Here is a 22648-nt window from a genome sequence, read left to right on the forward strand (position 1 = left end):
GACGAGGACGAGGCCGAGATGGGCTTCCTGCTGTCGCAGGTGGCGGGCGCGCAGGCCGTCGGCGGCGTCACCGTCGACCAGCTGAAGCATCTGCTGGGCCGCCTGGTCGAATTGCACGAAGAATTCCGCGACGCCATCGCGTCCGGTTCCGAATTCCGCCTGCGCGCGTCGCAGGCGAAGTGGCACATGGCGTGCGACTGGGTGGAGAAGGGGTCCGTGATCCTGCGCGCCATCACGTCCGACGAGCGCGCCGACTCCGCCACGCACCGCGCAGCGCAGGCGATCGGCCGCGCCCAGTCGCAGCTCTTGAACATGCAGGGCATGTTCTCTCGCGCGCTGAACCAGATCGAGCGCCAGCGCGTGCACCTGGGCCAGTCCGGCCTGTCGACGACGGACATCAAGCGCTGGCTGCTGGCGCACGACGACCTCGCGAGCCTGGCCGAAGGCGCGATCGACCGTCCGGTGGTGCCGCTGTTCACGACGCCGGCCGAGATGATCGACGTGGCCGAGACAGAGCTCATGATGGAGCGCGCCGTGAACGTGGCGCCGGGCGGCCTGCCGAACGGCGAAGACGCGCCGCTGACGATCAACGACAACCCGGCGATGCAGGCGGAGCTGGACGACTGGATCAGCCGCCTGGCCGATTTCGCCAACCTGGACAACTTCCCGGTCATGGCCGAGGGCGCACCCAGGAGCGTCCCGATCCAGGAATCGCTGCTGCCGGCCACCTTCGCCCTGGCGTCGTACCGCGCCTCGCTGCTGCCGCTGCTGGGCGATCCGGCCGAGGCGAACCTGCAGGGCCCGACCGCCGCACTGGCGCGCCTGCCGGTGCGCTTCGACTCGGCCGACGAACTGGTCCCGCTGGACGACCCGCACATCGCTGCGATCTCGCGCGCGACCCTCTCACTGAACCTCGATCTACCGAGCACCCCGGAAAGCAAGACGCAAGATGAATGACGACGCCCAAATCCTGATCGCGCGACTGCTCACGCACCAGACCCTGCGCCGCGACGACAAGATGGTCAAGCGCGCGCTGTCCGACGACCAGTTCCGCGCCGAGGTCGACAAGCGCCTGCTCGAATGCGGGCTGAAACTGCTCGACAACGTGTACGCCGACCACGTCACGCTGGCCCTGCACCGCAACGTCGAACCGAAGATCTTCGGCGCCAAGGACATCTGGCAGAACAATAATTTCGGCCTCACGCGGGACGGCGTGGCGCTGCTCGTCGTGCTGTGGGCGCAGATCATCCTGCCCAAGCGCCAGCGCCAGGAAACCCACCAGGCCATCGACGTCGACCAGTCCGACATGTTCGACAAGGACAACCCCATCCCGCGTGCGGAAGACACGTCGATCGGCATCTCGTACACGACGCTGCTCGCGGACTTCGGCGACAAGCTGGGCAAGAAAACCCGCATGGACATGAACCTCGGTCTGCTGTCGAAGCTCGGCTTCATCGAGCGCCGCGGCGACGTGATCCTGGAAGGTCCGCTGCTCGACCTGCTGATGGATACCGACGTGCTGAAGGAACGCATCATCAACGGCGCGCTGGCCGACGTGTTCAAGCGCGCACCGCTGGCCGTCGCCCGCCGCCCCGTCAGCGAAGCCGCCAACGACGAGCCGCCGGCAACGCTCGACGCCACCGCCGACACCGACACGCCCCAAGCTTAAGAGACCCGCATGTTCCACATCAAATCACTCGAGCTGGTCCACTGGGACTACTGGCAGCGCATCAAGAACATCCCGCTCGACGCCAAGATCATCACCATCGCCGGCCAGAACGGTTCCGGCAAGACGACGCTGCTCGACGCGTTGCGCACGCTGTTCGGCCTCGACTGCTCGATGGGCCGCACGTACAAGCACTATGCGCGCCATTCGGGCCAGCAGAGCGCCTGGCTGCGCGCTGTCGTCGACAACAAGCCCTCGGGCCGCCAGCTGTCGAACCGTCCGTTCCGGCATTCCGGCTTCTTCAGCGACGACGAAGTCACGCTGTTCTGCCAGGTGCAGAAGAACGGCGGCGACTGGAAGCGCCAGTACCTGATGCGACCTGGGAATATCGAGATCGAGGAAGTCACGGAAGCCACCGACTGGCTCGGTGTCGAGAACTACCGCAAGCGTCTCGCGTCGGCGGGCCTGTCGCCGGCGATGTCGAAGGTGCTCGCGCTGGAGCAGGGCGAGACCGATAAATTGTGCGAATACGCGCCGCGCCAGCTGCTGGACCTCGTGTTCCAGGTGTTCGGCGACAAGGAAGTGCTGGACGCGTACGACGAGGCGAAGCGCCACCAGCGCGACACCGAGACGGAACTGAAGCGCTTCGAGGCCGAGCTGGAAACGTCGCGCATCAACCTGGAGGGCCTGCGCCTGCGCGTCGCCAACTACCACCAGTGGGAAGACCTGCAGAAGGAACGGCGCGCGCTCGTCGAGGAAGTGCTGCCGAGCCTCGAATACCACGAGGCGCGCGAAAAGGCCGCGAACGTCAGCCGCGCACTGCGCGAGGCGAAGAAGCCGCTGCTGCAGGCGGACAGCCTGCTGACGGAAAAGCGCAACGGGCTCGCGGCGCAGCAGCGCGCGCTGACGGAAGCGCAGCAGCAGGAGGTGAAGCTCGAACAGGAAGCGAACGAACTCGCGAGCCGCCTGACGCAGGTGAACGCGAAGCTGAAGCCGCTGGAAAGCCTGCTCGAACAGAAGGAACGCCTGAACAAGCTGGCGGCGGACGCCGGCGCCGACATCGCGGAAGTGGCGACCCRGCTGCAAGCGAAAGAGGCGGAGCTGGCGAAGAAAAAGGCCGAGCGCGAGGCGCTGGCGACAAAAATCGCGGGCGAGCTGGCGACGATCAGCGCGTTGCAGGGCAAGACGACGATGCCCGAGCCGGAAGCCCAGCGCCAGATGCGCCGCGCGCTGCGCGATGCCGGCATCCCGCACGCCATGCTGTCGGACATCGTCGAGGTGACGGATCCGAAGTGGCAGGGCGCCGTCGAGGGTGTCCTCGGCGGTTATGCGTCCGTCGTGCTGCTGGAGCGCGCGAAGGATGCGCCGGCCGCCTATAAACTTGCGGAGAAGGAGCGCTATCGTCACTTCATCGTGCCCGACTGCGTCGACGCGCCGGTCGTGAAGGACGACACCTTGCTGTCCGTCGTGCGCTTCTCGTCGAAGGCGCCGTCCTGGCTGATCGACCAGCTGGAACGCATCGAGCGCGTGGATTCCGTCGACGCCGGTTTCCAGAGCGACGCCGACGAGTGGATCACGCCGGAGGCCTACCACCGCGAACGCCGCGGTGGCCGCTCGCTGTTCGTCGAGCCGTCGCGCTACCGCTTCGGCGCGGCCGGCAAGACGCAGCGCCTGGAAGCCATCCAGAAATCGCTGCCGTCGCTGGAAGCGCAGGAAGACACGCTGACGCTGGCGATCAGCAAGCTGGCGGCGGAAGTGTCGGCGCTGCGCGTGCGCATCGCCGGCGTCGACGCGGCGAAGGAACTCTCCGCGCGCCAGGCCGAGTTCGAGGAAGCCACGCGCTCGCTGGAGCCGCTGAAGGCCGAGCGCCTGCAGGTCGGCGCGCGCCTGGGTGAGCTGCAGGTGCTGATCAAGAACGCGACCGTCACCCGTACGCGCGCCGACACCGTCTGGCAGAACGCCCGGATGGCGCTGTCGGAAGCGGAAGCGGGCATGCGCCTGAACAACCGCCGCGTGATCGAGCAGCGCAGCGAGCATGCACGCGAACTGCTCACGTTGCGCCGTGCGTGGCGCCACGTGCCGAAGTCGTGGCGCAGTGCGCAGCAGCGCGCGGCGCTCGTGACGACGCACCAGAACGCGCACCAGGTCAAGCTGCGCATGAATTCCCTCGACGCTTCGCTCGCGCGCGGCGACTGGGAACAGGATCCGACCGTGATCGACCAGTACGCGCGCCTGAACGACCAGCTGTCCGGCCGCCAGGTCGAGACGGAGGAGCGCCGTTACCAGAACAACCGCGCGATCGAGGCGACGGACAATGCGCGCGGCGCCTACATCGAGCGGCTGCGCTACACGATCAAGACGTATTCGAAGAACATCCGGGAACTGGGCGAGCTGGCCAACATCGACGTCTCGGTCGATCCGGTCCGGCTGGAGAACGACGACGTGCAACTGGCGCAGGCCGGCCTGCACGTGCGCTTCAAGTTCGACGGCAAGGGGCAGATCGGCATGAACGACGGCGAGGCGTCTGGCGGCCAGCAGGTCATGAAGTCGCTCGTGCTCTTGATCGGCCTCTTGAAGTCGGAAGAAGGTTCCGGCGGCTTCGTGTTCATCGACGAACCGTTCGCCCACCTGGACATCCGCAACATCCAGCTGGTCGGCGAATTCCTCAAGAACACGGACGCGCAATACCTCATGACGACGCCGCTGACGCACAACACGGACGTCTACGATCCTTCCGACCTAACGCTCATCACGAGCAAGAAGAAGAAGGACACGCAGTGGGCGCAGCCGATCTTCGTGCTGCAGAGGCGGCGAGAAGGCGACGCGGAAGCGAAGGCGGCGTAGGGTGGGCACGGGGTGCCCACCCTACAGGGCCGGCCTCTCACATCTCGACGTTGCCGATTTCCTTGCGCTTGCGCTGGCGCCAGCGCATCAGATTGGCCGAGAACGTGGCGAAATAGGCGGCCGTCATGCCCAGGCACAGCATCGTGATCGGGCTGTCCGTGAAGCGCGGGTTGGGGCGGTTGCTGCCCTGGTTCATGTAGATCTCGATGCCGAGGTAGATCACGCGCGCCACCAGCAGCATGGCGACGAGGATGCCCATGCGCGACGGCGGCGTGAAGAAATAGCCTTCGGGCGTATCCTCGAAGCGGGTGCGGCGCAGGCCGTAGGTGCCCAGCGCGATGCCGGCGATGGCGCCGGCAGCCAGCGCGGCCAGCTGGAACGGGCGGTCGCCGAGTTCCGAGCCGGGGATCACGATCAGCGCGACGAACACGAACAGGCCCGTGTAGTGGCGCGACATGATCGAGCGCTGGCGCGTCATCTGGTTCTTCAGGCGCGAATGGATGCGCCACACGAGCAGCGGGACGAGGGCGATCAGGGCTAGCGTAGTTAAACTCATTCAGCAGGACTTTGCAAAAAAACTCAGGCGGTGCGCTTGCGCCAGGCGAGCAGGCCGACGGCATAGCTCATGTAATAGCCGGCCAGCACGCCGAAGATGACGAGGGTCAGCGGGCTCGACACGAATTCGTGGTGCGCGAACGAGCCCAGCGCGTAGAACTCATAGGCGCGCCAGGCCATGCGGGCCATGAACAGCAGGGCCACGGCGAGGCCGATCGGCGCGTGCGGGGTGAAGAAGAACTCAGCGCCGACCTGTTCGAAGCGCGTCTTGCCGATCGCGATCCGGCCCAGCACGGCACCGACCGGCAGCCCGGCCGCGAGGCCCGCGATGGCGACCGGGTTCGTGTTGATGCTGACGATGGCCAGGACCAGCAGGAGCAGCGGGAAGAACACCAGGGTCGTGCGGTGACGCCACGTCTTCGAACGCTGGCGGGTCGTCAGGCGCTTGATGCGGCTATACATACGCCACAGCACGAGGGGGGCGACAACGGCGGCAACGACGGGAGTCGGCAACATGGGTTTCCTTAGAAATATCTCTTCTGTCGAATCCGCCATTGTAATCCAGGCGCGCGTCGGCCAACCGCCGCCCATGGTAATGTTTTGGCATCTTCAGCAGGAGCTCCCCCATGATTCCAGACCCACGGTACGCCCACCGCGCTCCCGATCCCGCACCCATCGAAGAGCCGCCAGCCGACCCGTTCGAGAATTCGGACCCGCACCAGCCGCCGATCCGCACGCCACAGAACGACGAGCCGCCGACCGATCCCAACCCGAGCACGTTGCACTGATACCGGCCGCACACCGCCCGACCCGGCCGGCGCACATTGCCGGCCGGGTCTTGTCGCGTCCGGACACCGCATGGAACCGGTGCAGAAAGCGCTTGACCAATCCATAACCGGATGGTTATGATTCGATTCATAGCCAATCGGTTATGGATGCCATGACAAACGCCCACGATATTCTTTTCCGGACACTCGGTGACCCGACGCGCCGCGCCATCTTCGAATCGCTGTGCCGCGACGGCGAGCAGACGGTCGGGGCCCTCACGGCCCGGGCCGGGATCTCGCAACCGGCCGTGTCCAAGCACCTGGGCCTGTTGAAGCAGGCGGGGCTCGTGCGCGACCGGCAGCAAGGACGCCAGACGCATTACACGGCGCAGCCCGAAGCGCTGGCACCGCTGACCGACTGGACGAAGCAAATGGCCCGGTTCTGGGAGAGCCGGTTCGATGACCTGGAAGACCTGTTGAAAAGGATGGACCAATGAACGATACCTCGCTCCAAACCCGCACCGTCACCGTCGAACGCGAATTCGCGCATCCGCCGGAAAAGATCTGGCGCGCGCTCACCCAGCCGCACCTGATCGAAGCCTGGCTGATGAAGAACGATTTCGTGCCCGCGAAGCACCACCGTTTCAAGCTCAGCGCCGACTGGGGCGCGGTCGACTGCGAAGTGCTGGAGATCGAACCGAACCGCACGCTGTCCTATACCTGGGCCGCGATGGGCCTCGACAGCGTCGTCACCTGGACCCTGACCCCGACGGGGGGCGGCACCCATTTGAAGATGGAGCAGACCGGATTCCAGCCCGGCCAGGACGCGGCCTACAACGGCGCGAAGTATGGCTGGAACAAGTTCACCACGGCCCTCGACGAGGTCCTGGCGAAGCTCGACGCCTGAGACCACGCTGACAAGGAGGAGAGATGAAACAGGACAGTTCGTCTGCGGACCTGCCGGCATCCGCACTGATCGACCGCCGCATCGCCGACCTGGGCGACTGGCGCGGCGCTGCGCTGGCCCGCGTGCGCGCGCTCATCCACGAAGCGGTTTCCGGCGTCGAGGAAGAATGGAAGTGGATGGGTACGCCGGTGTGGTCCAGCCAGGGCATCCTCTGCACGGGCGAATCGTACAAGTCGCACGTGAAGCTGACGTTCCTGAAGGGGGCGTCGCTGGAGGATCCTTCAGGCCTGTTCAATTCGAGCCTGGATGGCAATGCGCGGCGTGCCATCGACATCCACGAAGGCGAGGAGCTGGATGCCGCGGCGTTCCGCGCCCTCATTCGCGCCGCGGCGGCCCTCAACGCGGCCGCCAAGGCGAAGCCGAAGCGGGCCAAGGCCGCCGCAGCGTAACGATTCGGTAGAGGGCCGTAATAAATTCGGGGTCAGAGCATATTTCGTAAATTCGGGGTCAGAGCACATTTCGCGCGAAATGTGCTCTGACCCCGAATTACGATTCAGAATTTCAGTCGAACGCCCACGAGTACAGCACGTCCAGCGCCGTGTTCGTACCGGTCTGCAGCTGCAAGGTAATCCGCGGATTGATCTTGTAGCGCACCCGCACGACGCTCGACGCCGTCGCAGCGCCCTGTTCGAAGCTCAGGTACAGCCGCGACGAGATGCGCTTGCCCACCGTTACCACCGTGTTTTCCAGCCCCGACGCCTGCCCCGCACCCTGGCGCACGCCCAGTTCGTCCAGGCCCAGCGAATTCGCCAGCTTGCCCGTGATGCCGCCGGTGCCGCCCTTGCCGCCCAGCAGGGCGCCGGCGGCGGCACTCAGCACGTCCGCTTCGTTGCCCGTCGTCGCCTGCATGCCGTGGCCCAGCACGAGCCAGGACAGCTTGTCGCTGTCGGACACGTTCGGCGTCGACACGAGTTTCGCCGTCGGCGACAGCGCCGAGCCGCGCACCTGCACGCCCGCCTCGACATTTGTCTCGCTCAGCTGCTCGCCGTCCGGACGCTTGCGCACGGCGAGGATGTCCAGCGACGGATTGTCGTACGGGCCGCTGAACGTGATCACGCCGCGCTCGATCGCCAGGCGCTGGCCGTAGGCCGCGTACGTGCCGCTGACGGTGCGCACGGTGCCGTTGATGCGCGGCGGGCGGTCGCCCACCTTCTGCACGCGGACGGCGCCGGCCAGGTAGGCGTCGGCGCYCATGCCGCGCAGGTGGAAGTCGTCGCCCAGGTCGGCCGTCAGGGCTATCGTCAGCGGGACGGCCGCCTCCTTCTTCCCCGTCGTGGCCGCCGCATTGCCGCGGCCCAGCACGATCACGTCGTMCGAGATCGTCGGCCGGTCCTGCGGGGCCAGTTCGACGAGGGCGCGGTCGGCCTTGAAATTGCCTTCGACACGGAACTGGCGCGCGTCGCGCACGACGCTGGCCTGGCCGCTCAGGATCACCGTGCGGTCCGGGCGCGACAGGGCTTCCAGCCTGTCCGCGACGAGTTTCAGGTTCATCGTCGCCTCGCCACCCGAGAAGCGCACGAAGCCGTCTGCCGTGGCGCGGCCGCTGTTGCCTTCCAGCATGAGGCGTTGCAGTTGCAGCTGGTCGCCCGCGAGCACGGCGCGCAGTTCGCCGTTGCGCAGGCGGACACCCTGGTCCGGCCAGCGCACGGCGAGGCCGTCGCCCTCGACGCTGCCGTTCAACGTGGGCGCGCCGACGGTGCCGGTGCCGTTGATGGCCAGGCGCAGCGCGCCGTTCACTTCCAGGCCGGGTTGGCCGAGCAGCGGCGATACCCACGACAGCGACGCGAGGTTGGCGTTCGCGGTCAGCTTGAGCGGGCTGTCGTTGTCGACGCGGCCCTGCAGCAGCTGCGCGGTGGCGTCCACGCGGGCGGTGCCGATGCGCGTGCCGTCCAGCGCGACCTGCGTGCGCAGCGCGCCGCCCGCGACGTCCGCGCGCAGGTCGAGCTGGCGCAGGCCCAGCGCCACGGGCGAGATGTCGCCGGCGATCAGGTCGCCCTGTTCGCGGAACACGTGCACATTGCCGGCCAGCTGGGGCACGGCGCCCGGCGCGGTGGGCGCGCGCAGGTCGATCGCCCATTGCGCGCCCAGCGTCAGGTCGCCGCGCACGTTCTGGCGCATGGCGTCGGACGCCTGCGCGAGATAGTTCATGGGCACGCCGGTGGCGCTGCCGCGTGTGTTCCAGCGCGGGCCGATCTTGGCCAGCGATTCCACCGTGACCGAGCCGGCCGGCAGGCGGATCGTCGCGCCGCTGAAGGCGATCTGCTCCGGCTTGGCCAGGCCCGCCAGAATACCGCCGGGTGCGCCCGCCGCAGTTGCTATTCGCAGCGGCGTCGGCGCGGCCAGGGTGAAAGCATATCGCCCGGTGTTCTTCAGCGAGTCGACCGTGCCGTTCCACGCATTGCCGGTCAGGCCGCCGTGCACCGCCAGCGCCGCGTCGAACGTGTCGCCGCGCGCAGCCGCCTGGATCGTGTGCGCACCGCGCGTGCCCGTCGACGTCAGCCGGGCGGATGCGATGCGCGTCTCGCTGACGCTGCCGTCCTTCGCCGTCGTGCTGCTCACATAGTCCGTCACCGTGACGTCGAGCGCGAGCGGATCGGCGGCGCCGCGTCCGGAACCGAGGTTCGCCGTGGCTTTCAGGGCGCGCACCGATTGCGTGCCCATCGCGCGGATGTTCTGGCCTTCCACCGCCGCCGTCAGCGACGGCGTGTCCATCGTGCCGGACAGCGTGCCGGACCCGCGCAGCACCCCGCCGAAGTCGGGGCCGAGCGCCGCGAGCTGCGGCGCGTCGATGCGCCAGTTCAGCGTGTCGCGGCCGCTGCCGAACGCGCCGCTGGCGGCGACGACGTTGCCGCCCAGGTGCAGGTCGACGTCCGCGTTCGATACATGGCGCTTGTCGGCGGCGAGCTTCGCATGGCCCCACAGCGGCGATTTCGACAGCGTGGAATCCTGCAGGGCGAGGTCGATGGCGCCGCCCATGTTCGGGCCCGTGCGGCCGCTGGCGGTAAAGCCGCCGTTGATGCTGCCGGCCAGCGGCGAGCCGAAGGCGGCCGGGTTCAGGCGCTGCATGTCGCCCGTCGCCTTGGCTTCGACGATGCGCGCGCCCGCCTTGCCGGACAGCCAGGCTTCGCCGCTCGCGTGCACCGAGCCATTGTCGTTCTTTTTTTCGCGCGGCGCCCAGCCCAGGCCGCGCGCGTCGACGTCGAACGTCGTGCGCGGCGCCTCCATCGTGCCCGAGACGACGCCGCTCGCGAGCACGGCGCCATACAGGTCGCCGCGCAGCGCCGAAAGCTGCTTGCCGTCGAGCTTCCAGGCGAGCTTCTCGCCCGGCCGGCCGAACGCGCCGCGCAAATCGACCGTGTTCTGGCCCAGCGCCAGCGTGGCGTCGACGTCGTGCACGTGGGTGGCATCCGCATCGAACTTGCCGCGGCCGGACAGCGGCTGGCCGAACAAACGGCTCGGACGCACGGCGAAATCGGCGGCGACCTTCCACTGCGGGGCGAGCGCGCCGGCGGCATTGATCTCGGCATTGATGTCGGCCTGCGGGAACGTGCCGAAATCGGCCGGGTTGAACCGGCTCACGACCGCATTCGCCTTGAACGGCTTGTGGTCCTTCAGGTGCGCGCTGCCCGTCACCCGCACGCTGCTCTTGCCGGCGGCGAGGCGCGCGTCGCGCACCGTGAGCACATTGTCCGCCAGCGCGGCCTGTGCCACGAGGCGCATGCCGGCATCGAGCAGGTTGACGTCCAGCGTCTGCTTGTCCTTCGTGTTYGCGACCCTGATGTCGCCCGCGATCTTCGTCGGCTTCATGCTGCCGTGGACCTGCTTCAGGTCGAAGCGGTCGGTGTGGAGCGCGAATTCGGCCGTGCCGAGACCCTTCTCGTCGGGGCCGTGCTGCACGCTGCCGCTGCCCGTGAAGCGGCCGGCATTGCCCACGTCGACCAGGACGTCCGTGATGCGCATGGCGGAGAGGCTGCCGCCCAGTTGTCCGCGCATCGCGCGCAACGGCAGGCGTTGCTGGTCCAGGGTGCCGACGGCGCCGTCGTTCGTCAGGTTCACGGTGCCGGCGATGTTGCGGTTGGCGTCGAGCCGCACGGCCACGGCCAGGTTCAGGTCCGCGCTCGGCAGGGAAGGGCTGAAGAAGCCCGGATCGATGTTGTGCGCATCGAGCGTGAAGGCTTGCAGCGGGATGTCGGCGAACGGCGCCAGCACCAGCTGCGCCTTGCCCTGGGCGCGCGCGGCCTGGCCCGTCGCGTCGACGACGGTCTTCTGCAGGTCGCCGCCCGCATGCAGTTTCAGTTGCGCGCCGAGGCTGGGCGGCGTGACGGTCTCGCCGGCGCCGGCGCCGTTGCCAAGCCTTGCCGGTGCGGCCGGTTGCGACTGTGTCAGGCTCGCGTCGGCATCCAGCTTGTACGGGAGCGTGTTGGCGATGCTGCCCTTGGCCGCCACCTGGCCCCACGGCGTCGATGCCGATGCGTAGTCGAGCTTCCATTGCGCCTTGTCGCCGTGCAGGCGCGCGCGGATGTCGTCGATTTCAGTGGCTGCGCCCTTGTTGACGACGATGGTCTTGGCGAGGCGTGCGTCCTCCACGGCCACCTGGAACGGCGGTGCCAGGCGCGTCGGCATCGTGGCCGGTTCTTCGGACTCCTTCAGCGTCTCCACGCGCAGCACGCGGGCATACAGCTTGTCGATCTCCACGCCGCGCGACAGGTATTGCCAGGGCTTCCAGTCGATGTCGATGTCGTCCGCCGTCGTCAACGAGGTCTCGGTGCGGAACACGACGTGGCCGACGTGCATGTGGCCGTACAGCGATCCCGTGACGCCCGACAGCTGCAGCTTGCCGCCGCTGGCGTTGGCGACGCGCTGGGCGATCATTTGCAGCGTCGTCTCGCGGCCCAGGTACCAGACGGCGCCGCCCAGCACGACGCCGACGACGACCACGCCGATGCCGACGCGGCGCGGCCAGCGGCGCCGGCGTGCCGGTTCGGGAGAGGACGGTGTTTGCTTGTCGGCTTCCATCAGAACGTGAATCCCAGTGAGAAGTGCAGGCGGACCTTGTGCACGGCCTTGCCGTAGGCGACGTCGACGTTGATCGGGCCGACGGGGCTGCGCCAGCGCGCGCCGACGCCGTAGCCGACCTTGGGCTTCAGGTCATGGAAATTGTCGCCCGCGTTGCCGACGTCGTAGAACACGGCCGCGCCCCAGGGCGGCTTGAACCAGTAATCGTATTCGGCGCTGGCCGTGAGCAGGTAGCGGCCGCCCGTGATGGCGCTGCCGACCGGCACGCCCAGCTGCTGGTAGCCGTAGCCGCGCACCGACTGGTCGCCGCCGGCGCGGAACAGGAACGTGGAGGGCACGCCGTTCTTGTCCTTCGAGCCGACCGCGCCGAACTCGCCGCGCACGATCAGCGTGCCCGCTTCGCCGATGGGCTTGTAGGCGAGGCCGCGCGTGTAGAGGCGCACGAATTTTTCGTCCGTCAGCACGGGCAGGAAGGCGCCGCCCACCTGCGCGTTGACGATGTAGCCGCGCGACGGCTGCACGAGGCTGTCCAGCTTGCGTTTCGTGATCGCGAACGTCAGCGGCACGCTTTTCACGCGCGTCGTTTCGAAGTCGTCGATCGTGGTCTGTTCCGTCAACACCTCGAGGGTCAGGGTGCGTTCCAGCAGCGGCGTGCCCCAGGCGCGCTTGGCGTGGACGCTCGTCGTGCGCGTGATCTGGCCGTTGGCGTCGAGGCGGTCGTAGCCGGCGCCGAAGCTGTTGTTGTAGCCGCCCGTGGTGGTCGGCAGGTAGAACTCGGCCTTCGCCGCCTGGTGCCGCTGCTCGTACAGCACATTGCTCTTCATGCGCTTGCCGAACACGTTCAGGTCGTCGTATTCGGCCTGCGCGCGCGACCCCGTGTTGGTCGAGAAACCGACACCCAGCGCCACGTTCTTGCGCTTGTTCTCCGTCACGCGTATGAGAACGGGCAGGGTGGCCGGGCCGCTGGGCGGCTGCGGCGTCGCGCCTTCGTTTTCCTTCAGGTCCTGTACCTGCGATGCGATCACGGACGACATGTCGGCGCTCACTTCCACGCTGGCGAAGTAGCCGGTGTCCTGCAGGCGGCCCTGCAGAGCCTGCAGCGCGGCCTCGTTGTATTCGTCGCCGGGGCGGATCGTGTTCAGGTTCGTGATCACGCTGGCCGGATAGCGCTTCAGGCCCTCGATCTCGAGGCCGCCGAAGTGCGCGTCCGGACCGCTGTCGATGACGACCTTGAGCAGGGCTCGACGGGTGTCCGGGTCGACGGTGGCGCTGGAATCGAGCAGCTGGGCGCGCGGGAAGCGCGACTGCGCCACCTGGCGCACGAGGCCGCGCTTGGCCGCTTCCCAGTCCGCCGTGCGGAAGCGCGCACCGACGGGTAAAGTCCAGCGGTTGCGCAGCGCGGCGGCGTCGATCGGCGCGCTGCCCTGGTCGAACGGGACGAAGCCGCGCAGTTCGATGTCGACGTCGCCCACGACGACCGGCTCTCCCGGCTCGACGTCGACGAGCGCCAGCGGCTTGTCGCCCGATGTGTCGAGGTCGGCCGACACCTTCGGGCTGTAATAGCCTTCGGTGGCGATCAGCGTCTTGACCTGCTCGGGTGTCGTGCGCACGAGGCGCAGCAGCTGTTCCATGTCGAGGCGCGGGTTGCCGCGCCAGCGCATCAGGTCGAGGTTGTCTTCCAGCAGTTGGCGCAACTGGCGCGGCGCGTCGATGCGCACGTTGTAGTCGATGGCCCTGGACGGCGCTTCGGGTGGGGGCGCTTCCTGCGCCGGCACTGCCGGCGCCTCCTGCGCGGCCGCGACCGGGGCGAGGAAGATCGGGCACAGCGCGCTCACGCCCAGCACGATTTGTGCCAAAATTCGTGGTCGCGCCGGCGCCATCGCCGTGCATGGGTCGGGTCGTGCAGGAATCATCGTGTTCTATTCGTCAATATACCGGCGACATCTTAACTGATTGTCAAATGTGATGGCGGACGCCACGGCGGCCACTTACTCAGGAAATTAAAATGCTTCAACCCGATACCGCCCTCGTCCTGTTCAGCGGCGGACAAGACTCCACCACCTGCCTGGCCTGGGCCCTGCAACGCTACGAGCGGGTCGAGACCATCGGCTTCGACTATGGCCAGCGCCATGCGATCGAACTGGACGTGCGCGCGCCCGTGCTGGCGAAGATGCGCGCACTGTCCGCGACCTGGGACCAGCGCCTGGGCGAGGACCACCTGGTCGACCTGTCGCTGATCTCGCGCATTTCCGACACGGCGCTGACCAGCAACGTCGAGATCGCAATGCAGGCCAACGGCTTGCCGAACACGTTCGTTCCCGGCCGCAACCTGCTGTTCATGACGGTGGCGGCGACGGTTGCCTATCGCCGCGGCCTGAACGTGCTCGTGGGCGGCATGTGCGAGACGGACTTCTCCGGTTATCCGGATTGCCGCGACGATACGATGAAGGCGCTGCAGGTCGCGCTGAACCTGGGCATGGCCACGCGGCTGAAGGTCGAGACGCCGCTGATGTGGATCGACAAGAAACAGACCTGGCAGCTGGCGGAACGGTGCGGCGGTGACGCGCTCGTCGACCTGATCCGTTTCGAGACCCACACCTGCTACCTGGGCGAACGCGGGGCGCCGCATGCCTGGGGCCACGGTTGCGGCAAGTGCCCCGCGTGCGAGCTGCGCGCGCGCGGCTACGAGCAATACGCCCGCGAATCTGCTGCCGCCCGGGCGGGCACTTGATCACATGCGCCTCGCCCTGCTGACCGACCTGCACGCGAACCGCGAGGCCGTGGAAGCCTGCCTCGCGCACGCGGCGCGGCAGCATGTGGACCAGTACGCGTTCACGGGCGACTTCGTCGGCTACGGTGCCGATCCGGCCTGGGTCGTGCACACCGTGATGGACTACGTGGCGCGCGGCGCCGTGGCCGTGCAGGGCAATCACGATTACGCCGTCACGCGTTTGACGCTGCCGCGCATGCATGCCGAGGCGCGCGAAGTCATCGCCTGGACCCAGGGCCAGCTCGACGCCGACCAGCTGGCCTTCCTGGCCGCGCTGCCGCTCACGCAAAGGCTCGGCAACGCCTTCTTCGTGCACGCCAGCGCGCATGCGCCGCTGCAGTGGGAATACGTCACGGACGTCGACGCGGCCGAGCGCAGCATCCGCGCCGGCGCCAGCCGCATCGTCTTCTCCGGCCACGTGCACGCGCCGGCGCTGTACCGTCGCGCCGACGACGGCCGCATGGGCCGCCACGTGCCGGCGGCGGGGGAGGGCATCGCCCTGCAGCCGCAGCACCAGTACCTCGTATTGCCGGGCGCCGTGGGCCAGCCGCGCGACCAGAACAATGCGGCGTGCTATGCGATCTTCGACGACGAGGCGCGGGAGATCCGCTATTTCCGCGTGCCGTACGACCACGGCGGGGCGGCGCGCAAGGTCATCGCGGCGGGGTTGCCGATCGTGTTCGCGATGCGGCTCGTAGAGGGGATCTGATGCGGAGGGATGGTGGGCGGAGGCCGCCCACCCTACGGCATTCATGACATTTGTAGGGTGGGCACCCCGTGCCCACCATGCGTGATTCACACGGGCTGCTGCATGATGCGGTGCTTGCGCGACCTGCTCACGAAGAACCAGACGATCGCGACGGGCACCAGCAGCGGCAGCAGCAGCGGCGAGACCATCAGGGCCAGCACGCAGGCGCCGAGCGCCAGGCCGCCGATGCACAGGATGCCGACGCCAGCGAACACCACCGCGAGCACGGCGCCCACGAACAGCATGATGACGCCGGCCAGCAGCATGCCGCCGCCCGCGAACACCGTCGCCAGCACCGCACCCAGCGGTCCGCCGATCTCGTCGCCGTCGATGTTGACGACGCTGTCGCCGAACGTGAAGAGGTTCCAGGCCAGCAGGGCGAACAGGAACAGGGCGAGGATGGCGGCGGTCTTTTTCATGATGTCTGCTCCCAGGGGCTTGCGTTGATCGGTGCATGTCGTTGTCGGCATGGTTGCACTGTATCCGTAGGCCCCGCGCCGCTCCAGCCGCCTGCGACAGGCTGCAATTTTCGAGGGCCGGAGGGTAGTCTGCCACGACGAACGGCGCTGGTCCGACCAGGAACGCTCAGTCTTCTTCCGCCTCGAACCGGCTGCGCACATAGTCGATGTGCGTCTGCATCGCCGTGCGCGCTTCTTCCGGACGCCGTGCGCAGATGGCGTCGCAGATCGTGCGGTGTTGCAGCGTCAGGATTTCCGAGACCGACTGGTTCAGCTCACGCAATCCGTCGACGTTGCGGATGATGTGCTCGCGCATCATCTTCGTGACGCTGCTGTGCAGGTGCAGGAACATGCTGTTGCGCGAGGCCAGCGCGATCGCTTCGTGCAGTTCGACGTCGATGCGCGATTCATCGGTATGTTTCCCCTCCCGGCGCGCCTGGTCGAGCCGCGTCATCGCGCCGCGGATGCGCTCCAGGTCCTCGTCCGTGCCGCGCAATGCGGCAAAGTAGGCGGTTGCGCCTTCCAGCACCCGCCGGAATTCCAGGATGTCCTCGCGCCGCGCGGGGCTGTCGGCAATCAGCTGGCCCCAGGGCGACGTCGCCGCGCCCGTGCGCAGCTCGTCGGATACGAAGACGCCGCTGCGCGGTCGGATCTGCACCAGCCCGCGCGCCCCCAGCTGCTGGATCGCTTCGCGCACGGTGTTGCGCGAGACCGCGTAACGCTCCGCCAGTTCACGCTCCGACGGTAATTTGGCATTGGCCGGGAAAGTACCGTCCAGCAATGCCTCTTCCAGTTTGCGCGTGACCGAACTTACCCGCCCGCCCGGCTGTCTATTGCCCATAACCAAGCCTTTCGTCTGCTGGCCCAACCAGTTTGTGATGCGCTCAGAATACTGGAAAGATCTGCCAACCAAAACAAAAAAGACAACCTTGCTTCGGAGACCTGCATGACTCGCAAAGACCGTTCGCCCGTGCGCGACGTGTATCTGTTCGGTACCTGTGTGATTGACCTCTTCATGCCGCAGGCCGGCCTCGACGCCGTGCGCGTGCTGGAAGCGGCCGGCGTCACGGTCCACTATCCGCGCGGCCAGAGCTGCTGTGGCCAGCCCGCATGGAGCAGCGGCAATCCGGACGAGGCGCGGGCCGTCGCCCGGGCCCAGCTGGACCTGTTTCCCGAACCCTGGCCCATCGTCGTCCCCTCCGGCTCGTGCGCCGGCATGATGCACAAGCATTGGCCCGAGCTGTTCCGCGATGACCCGGTCGCAGGCAGCCAGGCGCAGGCCGTGGCCGGCCGCATCTACGAGTTCGGCGCCTTCCTGTTGCACGTCCTGGAGTGGGAGATGCCCGCCGGGACGTCCGTGCTGCCCGAGAGCGTCGTCCTGCACACGTCCTGTTCCGCGCGGCGCGAGATGGGCACGCGGGCCCACGGCGTCGCGCTGGTCGACGCGGTGCCCGGCGTGACGCGCGTGGAGCACGAGCGCGAATCCGAATGCTGCGGTTTCGGTGGCTCCTTCTCGATCAGGCACGCGGACATTTCCGGCGCCATGGTCAAGGACAAGATCGCGTCCGTGAGCGCGACTGGCTGCCGCCGCGTCGTGTCGGCCGATTGCGCCTGCCTGCTCAACATCGGCCATGCGGCGCAGCACCAGGGCGCGCCGCTCGACGTCGAACATCTGGCCAGCTTCCTGTGGCGTCGCATGGGCACGGGAGAGCAGGCATGAGCGCGCGCGACCGTATCCTGGGGCGCCTGCGCGGCGCCGATGCACGCGGCGCCGGCGCCACGGATCTCGAACGGCGCATCGACGCGCATTTCGCGGCACGCCGCGAGGAGCCGCCGCCGTCCCCGGACGTGCTGGCCCGGCGCATGCAGGCCGCCCTCGAGGCCGTGCGCGCGCAGGCCATCAGCGCGCCTGCCGGTGAATGGCCCGCGCTGCTGGCGCGGCGCATCGTCGAGGCGGGCGTACGCCGCATCCTCGTCGACGCCGCGAGCCCGGAAGGCCGCGCCCTGCGTGCCGCGCTGCCGGACGGTGTCGAAGCGCTGGCGTTCGAACGGCCGCTGGAGGACTGGAAGGGAGAATTGTTCGGCACGGTCGATGCCGGCTTCACCGTCGCGCGTTCCGGCATCGCCGCCACCGGCACGCTGGTGCTGGCGCCGGATGCGGTCACGCCGCGCACCGTGTCGCTGGTGCCGCCGCTGCACATCGCCCTCGTGTACGCGCACACCCTGCACGCCGACCTGCACCAGGCGCTGCACGCGGAGCGCTGGCAGGACGGCATGCCGACCAATCTCGTGTTGGCGACGGGGCCGTCCAGGACGTCAGACATCCAGCAGACCCTGGCCTTCGGCGCGCATGGCCCGCGCTGGACGTGGGTCGTGATCGTCACCGAGGCATCCGACGTCAAGGAGGCAGCATGAACACGTCCACCCTGCATTTCGTCCCGCCGCAGGATTTTCATGCGCGCAGCCGCGCGGCGCTGGACGACCAGCAGCTGCGCCAGAGTTTTCGCGGCGCGATGACCTTCCTGCAGGAGAAGCGCCGCGGCCAGTTCGGCGACGAGGACGAGCTTCAGCGCCTGCGCGACCTCGGCGAAGCGGTGCGCAGGAACGCGCTGGCGAAGCTGCCCGAGCTGCTCGAACGGCTGGAAGAAAAGCTGACGGCCGCCGGCGCGCACGTCCATTGGGCCGATACGCCCGAGGAGGCGAATGCGCTCATCCACGGCATCGCGAGCGCGCGTGGCGCCCGCCGCATCGTCAAGGGCAAGTCGATGGCGAGCGAGGAGATCGAACTCAATCACTACCTCGAGCAGCGCGGCATCGCGTGCCTCGAATCCGACATGGGCGAATACATCGTCCAGCTGGCCGGCGAAAAGCCGTCGCACATCGTGATGCCGGCGATTCACAAGACCCGCGCCGACATTGGTTCCCTGTTCGCCGAGCACATTCCGGGAACGGCATACACGGAAGACGTCGACCAGCTCATCCGGACCGGGCGCCATACGCTGCGCAATGCCTTCGTCGAGGCCGACATCGGGCTGTCGGGCGTGAACTTCGCCGCAGCCGACACGGGCACCCTGTGGCTGGTCGAGAACGAGGGCAACGGCCGCCTGTCGACCACCGTCCCGGACGTGCACATCGCCATCATGGGCATCGAGAAGGTCGTGGAAAAGCTGGAACACATCGTGCCGCTCGCCAGCCTGCTCACGCGTTCCGCCACCGGGCAGTCCGTCACCACCTATTTCAACCTGATCTCGGGCCCGCGCCGCGCCGGTGAGCTGGACGGGCCGCGCGAATTGCACCTCGTCCTGCTGGACAATGGCCGCACGCAGGCGTATGCCGACGAGGAGCTGCGTGCGACGCTGCAATGCATCCGCTGCGGGGCCTGCATGAACCATTGCCCCGTCTACGGCCGCATCGGCGGCCATGCGTACGGCACCACGTATCCGGGGCCGATCGGCGCCATCCTGTCGCCGCACCTGCTGGGCCTCGAGTCGACGGCGGATCTCGCCACGGCGTCGAGCCTGTGCGGCGCCTGCGGCGACGTCTGCCCGGTGCGCATCCCGATCCCGCAACTGCTGGTACGCCTGCGCACCGAGGCCAACCGCGATCCCGACGCCGAAGTCGCGCATCCGCTGCGCGGGCAGGGCGCAAAATACAGCCGCGGCGAGCGCCTCGTCTGGCGCTTCTGGCGCGGCGCGTTCGGACGGCCTGCCGTCTACCGGCTGTTCCGCTGGGCGGCCACGCGGCTGCGCATCCTGGCACCGAAGGACCAACTGGGCTGGACCCGATATCGGGTCCCGCTCAAGCCGGCGCCGCGCAGCCTGGCCGACCTGCTGCCCGACAAAGGCCTGTAGGGTGGGCATTTGGGGCCGGGGGCCCCAAATGAAACGTGCCCACGCGTGACGCATGCGGTTTGTTGGCGTGACGCATGCGGGTTGTTGGCGTTACGCGTGGGCACAGGGGTGCCCACCCTACGTGGACATATAAGAATTCAATCAAGGAGACTACAAATGGCATGGCAACAGATTTATGATCCGTTCGGCAGCATGGCGCTCTCCACGCTGCTGGCCGCGGTACCCGTGGTGGTGATGCTGGCCGCGCTCGGGCTCTTCCACATCAAGGCGCACATCGCGGCCGCCCTCGGCCTGGCCGCGGCGTTCTGCGTCGCCGTGTTCGCCTACCAGATGCCGGCCGCGATGGCGGGCAAGGCCGCGCTGTTCGGCGGCTTCACGGGCCTGCTGCCCATCGGCTGGATCGTCCTCAACATCATCTTCCTGCAACAGCTGTGCGAACAGAACGGCAGCTTCAAGGTACTGCAGGCGTCGCTGTCCGGCATCACGGAGGACCGCCGCCTGCAACTGCTGCTGATCGCCTTCTGCTTCGGCGCCTTCTTCGAGGGCGCGGCCGGTTTCGGCACGCCGGTCGCGGTCACGGCCGGCATCCTGATCGGGCTCGGGTTCTCGCCGCTGGCCGCGTCCGGACTGTCGCTGATCGCGAATACCGCGCCGGTGGCGTTCGGCGCGCTGGGCACGCCGGTGATCACCCTGGCCAAGGTGCACGGCTACGACCTGATGGAAGTGACGGCCATGATCGGCCGCCAGCTGCCGTTCTTTTCCCTGCTGGTGCCGTTCTGGCTGATCTGGGCGTTCGCCGGCCGCAAGGCGATGTGGGACATCTGGCCGGCGATCCTCGTGACCGGCCTGTCGTTCGCGATCCCGCAATACCTGGTGTCGAACTTCATCGGCCCGGAACTGGTGGACATCATCGCCGCCCTGATCTCGATGGCGGCGCTGATCCTGTTCCTGCGTGTCTGGCGGCCGAAGACCGTCTGGACGTCGGCCAACCTGAAGGGCCGCGAGGCCGATGCGGCGGGCCAGCGCCAGCCGGCAGCCATCGAGCAGTATTCGAGGGCGGAGATCGTGCGCGCCTGGACGCCCTGGCTCATCCTCACGGTATTCGTCTTCATCTGGGGCCTGCCGCCGGTGAAGGATTTCTTCAACAGCCTGTTCGCCCCGAAGTTCCCGATGGACGGGCTGCACAACATGGTGATGCGCGTGCCGCCGGTGGTGCCGAAGGCCACGCCGGAAGCCGCCGTCTACGTGTTCAACCTGTTGTCGGCGACGGGCACCGGCATCCTGCTGTCGGCCATCGTCGGCGCGCTGTTCATGCACTACGGCGTGGGCGCCATCGTGCGCACGTTCTTCCGCACCCTGTGGCTGGTGCGCTATTCGCTGCTGACCATCGTGCTGATGCTGGCCCTGGGCACGCTCACCCGCTACTCCGGCACGGACACGACGCTCGGCCTGGCGTTCGCCAACACCGGTGCGCTGTATCCGTTCTTCGGCACCCTCATGGGCTGGCTCGGCGTGGCGATGACGGGTTCGGACACCGCGTCGAACGTCCTGTTCGGCGGCATGCAGAAGGTGGCGGCGCAGCAGCTCGGGCTGGCGCCGAACCTGATGGGTGCCGCGAACAGCTCCGGCGGCGTCATGGGCAAGATGATCGACGCCCAATCCATCGTCGTCGCCTCCACGGCCACGCGCTGGGTCAACCACGAAGGCGACATCCTGCGCTTCGTCTTCTTTCACTCGTTCGCACTGGCCGCGCTGGTCGGTGTCCTGGTCACGCTGCAGGCTTACGTGTGGCCGTTCACATTGCTGGTGATCCGATGAATGCGATTCCCTCTCCCGAAACCCGGGCCGCCGGCCGGCGCGAGGCGGTGGCGGCGCTGCGCGCGGTGTTGCCCGACCGCTGCATCCTCGCCAACGACGAGGAAACGCGTCCCTATGAATGCGACGGCCTGGCCGCTTACCGCCAGATGCCGATGATCGTGCTGCTGCCGGAGAACGAGGCGCAGATCGTTGCCGCCATCGCGGTCTGCCGGCAGCAGGGCCTGCCGATCGTGCCGCGCGGCGCCGGCACCGGCCTGTCCGGCGGCGCCATGCCCATCTCCGGCGGTGTCGTCCTGTCGACCGCGCGCCTGAACCGGATCGTCAGGCTCGATCCGTACGCCCGCACGGCCGTCGTGCAGCCCGGCGTACGCAATCTCGCGATCTCGGAGGCGGCCGCGCCGCACGGGCTGTACTACGCGCCCGATCCCTCGTCGCAGATCGCCTGCACGATCGGCGGCAACGTCGCCGAGAATTCGGGCGGCGTGCATTGCCTGAAATACGGCCTGACCGTGCACAACGTGCTGCGCGTGCGGATGGTGACGACGGATGGCGACATCATCGAGATCGGCAGCGAAGCGCTGGACGCGCCGGGACTCGACCTGCTGGCGCTGGCGATCGGCTCGGAAGGCATGCTGGGCGTCGTGACCGAGGTGACCGTCAAGCTGGTGCCGAAGCCGCGCGTGGCGCGCGTCGTGATGGCATCGTTCGACGACGTCGTCAAGGCCGGCGATGCCGTCGCCAGCGTGATCGCTGCCGGGATCATCCCGGCCGGCCTGGAGATGATGGACCGGTTGTCGTCGCAGGTCGCCGAGGAGTTCGTGCACGCCGGCTACGATACGCAGGCCGCCGCGGTGCTGCTGTGCGAATCCGACGGCATCGTCGAAGAAGTCGACGAGGAGATCGAGCGCATGAGCGAGGTGCTCAGCCGCTGCGGCGCGACGGCGCTGGCGGTGTCGCAGGACGAGGCGGAGCGCCTGCGCTTCTGGTCCGGCCGCAAGAATGCCTTCCCGGCCGTCGGCCGCATCTCGCCGGACTATTACTGCATGGACGGCACGATCCCGCGCAAGCACCTGGCCCACGTCCTGCAGCGCATCGAACAGATGGAGCAGAAGTACGGCCTGCGCTGCGCCAACGTCTTCCACGCGGGCGACGGCAACCTGCATCCGCTGATCATGTTCGATGCGAACG

General features: G+C 67.9%; 20 protein-coding genes. 14 read left to right on the forward strand and 6 right to left on the reverse strand.

Annotated elements, in window-relative coordinates; genetic code table 11:
• The 3 genes from AC1DYX_RS11155 to AC1DYX_RS11165 form a co-directional block, all read left to right on the forward strand.
• On the forward strand, nucleotides 1-957 hold a 957-nt coding region (locus AC1DYX_RS11155; RefSeq protein ID WP_477258880.1), incomplete at its 5' end, for a hypothetical protein.
• The gene (locus tag AC1DYX_RS11160; RefSeq protein WP_477258881.1) at nucleotides 950-1669 is read left to right on the forward strand and encodes a hypothetical protein; all 720 of its coding nucleotides are present in this window, start codon (nucleotides 950-952) and stop codon (nucleotides 1667-1669) included. The genes AC1DYX_RS11155 and AC1DYX_RS11160, both read left to right, overlap by 8 nt.
• A gap of 9 nt (nucleotides 1670-1678) precedes the next feature.
• Nucleotides 1679-4510 (forward strand): ATP-binding protein, encoded by a 2832-nt coding sequence (locus AC1DYX_RS11165; RefSeq protein WP_477258882.1) that lies wholly within the window; start codon nucleotides 1679-1681, stop codon nucleotides 4508-4510.
• 37 nt (nucleotides 4511-4547) lie between these two features.
• Here the strand turns inward: AC1DYX_RS11165 and AC1DYX_RS11170 are convergent, their stop codons facing one another.
• Both AC1DYX_RS11170 and AC1DYX_RS11175 read right to left on the reverse strand, forming a co-directional pair.
• Nucleotides 4548-5066, reverse strand: a complete 519-nt coding sequence (locus AC1DYX_RS11170; protein WP_477258883.1) for a CcdC protein domain-containing protein — start codon at nucleotides 5064-5066, stop codon at nucleotides 4548-4550.
• A gap of 23 nt (nucleotides 5067-5089) precedes the next feature.
• Entirely contained in the window at nucleotides 5090-5581 is a 492-nt protein-coding gene (locus AC1DYX_RS11175) for a CcdC protein domain-containing protein (RefSeq protein ID WP_477258884.1), read from the reverse strand.
• Between the two features lie 110 nt (nucleotides 5582-5691).
• Here AC1DYX_RS11175 and AC1DYX_RS11180 point away from each other — a divergent pair, with 110 nt between their 5' ends.
• From AC1DYX_RS11180 to AC1DYX_RS11195, 4 genes are all read left to right on the forward strand, one after another.
• The gene (locus tag AC1DYX_RS11180; RefSeq protein WP_477258885.1) at nucleotides 5692-5853 is read left to right on the forward strand and encodes a hypothetical protein; all 162 of its coding nucleotides are present in this window, start codon (nucleotides 5692-5694) and stop codon (nucleotides 5851-5853) included.
• Nucleotides 5854-6005: 152 nt separating this feature from the next.
• The gene (locus AC1DYX_RS11185; protein ID WP_477258886.1) at nucleotides 6006-6329 is read left to right on the forward strand and encodes an ArsR/SmtB family transcription factor; all 324 of its coding nucleotides are present in this window, start codon (nucleotides 6006-6008) and stop codon (nucleotides 6327-6329) included.
• Nucleotides 6326-6739 (forward strand): SRPBCC family protein, encoded by a 414-nt coding sequence (locus tag AC1DYX_RS11190; protein ID WP_477258887.1) that lies wholly within the window; start codon nucleotides 6326-6328, stop codon nucleotides 6737-6739. Before AC1DYX_RS11185 ends, AC1DYX_RS11190 begins: the two co-directional genes overlap by 4 nt.
• Nucleotides 6740-6762: 23 nt before the next feature.
• Nucleotides 6763-7188, forward strand: coding sequence for a DUF1801 domain-containing protein (locus AC1DYX_RS11195; RefSeq protein WP_477258888.1), 426 nt, complete (start codon nucleotides 6763-6765; stop codon nucleotides 7186-7188).
• A gap of 112 nt (nucleotides 7189-7300) precedes the next feature.
• Here AC1DYX_RS11195 and AC1DYX_RS11200 read toward each other — a convergent pair whose 3' ends face one another.
• Nucleotides 7301-11815 carry a translocation/assembly module TamB domain-containing protein gene (locus AC1DYX_RS11200; protein WP_477258889.1) on the reverse strand — a complete coding sequence of 1505 codons (4515 nt, stop codon included), beginning with the start codon at nucleotides 11813-11815 and terminating at the stop codon, nucleotides 7301-7303.
• Nucleotides 11815-13659: an autotransporter assembly complex protein TamA gene (locus AC1DYX_RS11205; RefSeq protein ID WP_477258890.1), complete on the reverse strand. Its 1845-nt coding sequence runs from the start codon at nucleotides 13657-13659 to the stop codon at nucleotides 11815-11817. The genes AC1DYX_RS11200 and AC1DYX_RS11205 overlap by 1 nt, the downstream gene beginning before the upstream one ends.
• A gap of 161 nt (nucleotides 13660-13820) precedes the next feature.
• Here AC1DYX_RS11205 and queC point away from each other — a divergent pair, with 161 nt between their 5' ends.
• The gene (queC, locus tag AC1DYX_RS11210; RefSeq protein ID WP_477258891.1) at nucleotides 13821-14546 is read left to right on the forward strand and encodes a 7-cyano-7-deazaguanine synthase QueC; all 726 of its coding nucleotides are present in this window, start codon (nucleotides 13821-13823) and stop codon (nucleotides 14544-14546) included.
• A 4-nt stretch (nucleotides 14547-14550) separates the two neighbouring features.
• Nucleotides 14551-15294: a metallophosphoesterase family protein gene (locus tag AC1DYX_RS11215; RefSeq protein ID WP_477258892.1), complete on the forward strand. Its 744-nt coding sequence runs from the start codon at nucleotides 14551-14553 to the stop codon at nucleotides 15292-15294.
• 86 nt (nucleotides 15295-15380) lie between these two features.
• Here AC1DYX_RS11215 and AC1DYX_RS11220 read toward each other — a convergent pair whose 3' ends face one another.
• Both AC1DYX_RS11220 and AC1DYX_RS11225 read right to left on the reverse strand, forming a co-directional pair.
• A complete protein-coding gene (locus AC1DYX_RS11220; RefSeq protein ID WP_477258893.1) occupies nucleotides 15381-15752 on the reverse strand; it encodes a hypothetical protein in 372 nt (123 codons plus the stop codon).
• 166 nt (nucleotides 15753-15918) lie between these two features.
• Nucleotides 15919-16632 (reverse strand): FadR/GntR family transcriptional regulator, encoded by a 714-nt coding sequence (locus AC1DYX_RS11225; protein ID WP_477258894.1) that lies wholly within the window; start codon nucleotides 16630-16632, stop codon nucleotides 15919-15921.
• 105 nt (nucleotides 16633-16737) lie between these two features.
• On the opposite strand from AC1DYX_RS11225, the gene AC1DYX_RS11230 reads away from it, so the two are divergent.
• The 5 genes from AC1DYX_RS11230 to AC1DYX_RS11250 all read left to right on the forward strand — a co-directional run.
• Nucleotides 16738-17511: a (Fe-S)-binding protein gene (locus AC1DYX_RS11230; RefSeq protein ID WP_477258895.1), complete on the forward strand. Its 774-nt coding sequence runs from the start codon at nucleotides 16738-16740 to the stop codon at nucleotides 17509-17511.
• A complete protein-coding gene (locus AC1DYX_RS11235) occupies nucleotides 17508-18206 on the forward strand; it encodes a LutC/YkgG family protein (RefSeq protein WP_477258896.1) in 699 nt (232 codons plus the stop codon). Before AC1DYX_RS11230 ends, AC1DYX_RS11235 begins: the two co-directional genes overlap by 4 nt.
• Entirely contained in the window at nucleotides 18203-19642 is a 1440-nt protein-coding gene (locus AC1DYX_RS11240) for a LutB/LldF family L-lactate oxidation iron-sulfur protein (RefSeq protein ID WP_477258897.1), read from the forward strand. The genes AC1DYX_RS11235 and AC1DYX_RS11240 overlap by 4 nt, the downstream gene beginning before the upstream one ends.
• Nucleotides 19643-19798: 156 nt before the next feature.
• A complete protein-coding gene (locus AC1DYX_RS11245) occupies nucleotides 19799-21460 on the forward strand; it encodes an L-lactate permease (protein ID WP_477258898.1) in 1662 nt (553 codons plus the stop codon).
• The coding region (locus AC1DYX_RS11250; RefSeq protein ID WP_477258899.1) for an FAD-linked oxidase C-terminal domain-containing protein at nucleotides 21457-22648 on the forward strand (1192 nt) is incomplete at its 3' end. The genes AC1DYX_RS11245 and AC1DYX_RS11250, both read left to right, overlap by 4 nt.

The organism is Massilia sp. P2_C2 (assembly GCF_056404615.1).

Excerpts from the sequence above, each read along its gene's own strand:
- AC1DYX_RS11160 (WP_477258881.1), top strand. The coding sequence starts at position 950 with ATGAATGACGACGCCCAAATCCTGATCGCGCGACTGCTCACGCACCAG.
- AC1DYX_RS11170 (WP_477258883.1), bottom strand. The coding sequence starts at position 5,066 with ATGAGTTTAACTACGCTAGCCCTGATCGCCCTCGTCCCGCTGCTCGTG.
- AC1DYX_RS11175 (WP_477258884.1), bottom strand. The coding sequence starts at position 5,581 with ATGTTGCCGACTCCCGTCGTTGCCGCCGTTGTCGCCCCCCTCGTGCTG.
- AC1DYX_RS11180 (WP_477258885.1), top strand. The coding sequence starts at position 5,692 with ATGATTCCAGACCCACGGTACGCCCACCGCGCTCCCGATCCCGCACCC.
- AC1DYX_RS11185 (WP_477258886.1), top strand. The coding sequence starts at position 6,006 with ATGACAAACGCCCACGATATTCTTTTCCGGACACTCGGTGACCCGACG.
- AC1DYX_RS11190 (WP_477258887.1), top strand. The coding sequence starts at position 6,326 with ATGAACGATACCTCGCTCCAAACCCGCACCGTCACCGTCGAACGCGAA.
- AC1DYX_RS11195 (WP_477258888.1), top strand. The coding sequence starts at position 6,763 with ATGAAACAGGACAGTTCGTCTGCGGACCTGCCGGCATCCGCACTGATC.
- queC (WP_477258891.1), top strand. The coding sequence starts at position 13,821 with ATGCTTCAACCCGATACCGCCCTCGTCCTGTTCAGCGGCGGACAAGAC.
- AC1DYX_RS11215 (WP_477258892.1), top strand. The coding sequence starts at position 14,551 with ATGCGCCTCGCCCTGCTGACCGACCTGCACGCGAACCGCGAGGCCGTG.
- AC1DYX_RS11220 (WP_477258893.1), bottom strand. The coding sequence starts at position 15,752 with ATGAAAAAGACCGCCGCCATCCTCGCCCTGTTCCTGTTCGCCCTGCTG.
- AC1DYX_RS11225 (WP_477258894.1), bottom strand. The coding sequence starts at position 16,632 with ATGGGCAATAGACAGCCGGGCGGGCGGGTAAGTTCGGTCACGCGCAAA.
- AC1DYX_RS11230 (WP_477258895.1), top strand. The coding sequence starts at position 16,738 with ATGACTCGCAAAGACCGTTCGCCCGTGCGCGACGTGTATCTGTTCGGT.
- AC1DYX_RS11235 (WP_477258896.1), top strand. The coding sequence starts at position 17,508 with ATGAGCGCGCGCGACCGTATCCTGGGGCGCCTGCGCGGCGCCGATGCA.
- AC1DYX_RS11240 (WP_477258897.1), top strand. The coding sequence starts at position 18,203 with ATGAACACGTCCACCCTGCATTTCGTCCCGCCGCAGGATTTTCATGCG.
- AC1DYX_RS11245 (WP_477258898.1), top strand. The coding sequence starts at position 19,799 with ATGGCATGGCAACAGATTTATGATCCGTTCGGCAGCATGGCGCTCTCC.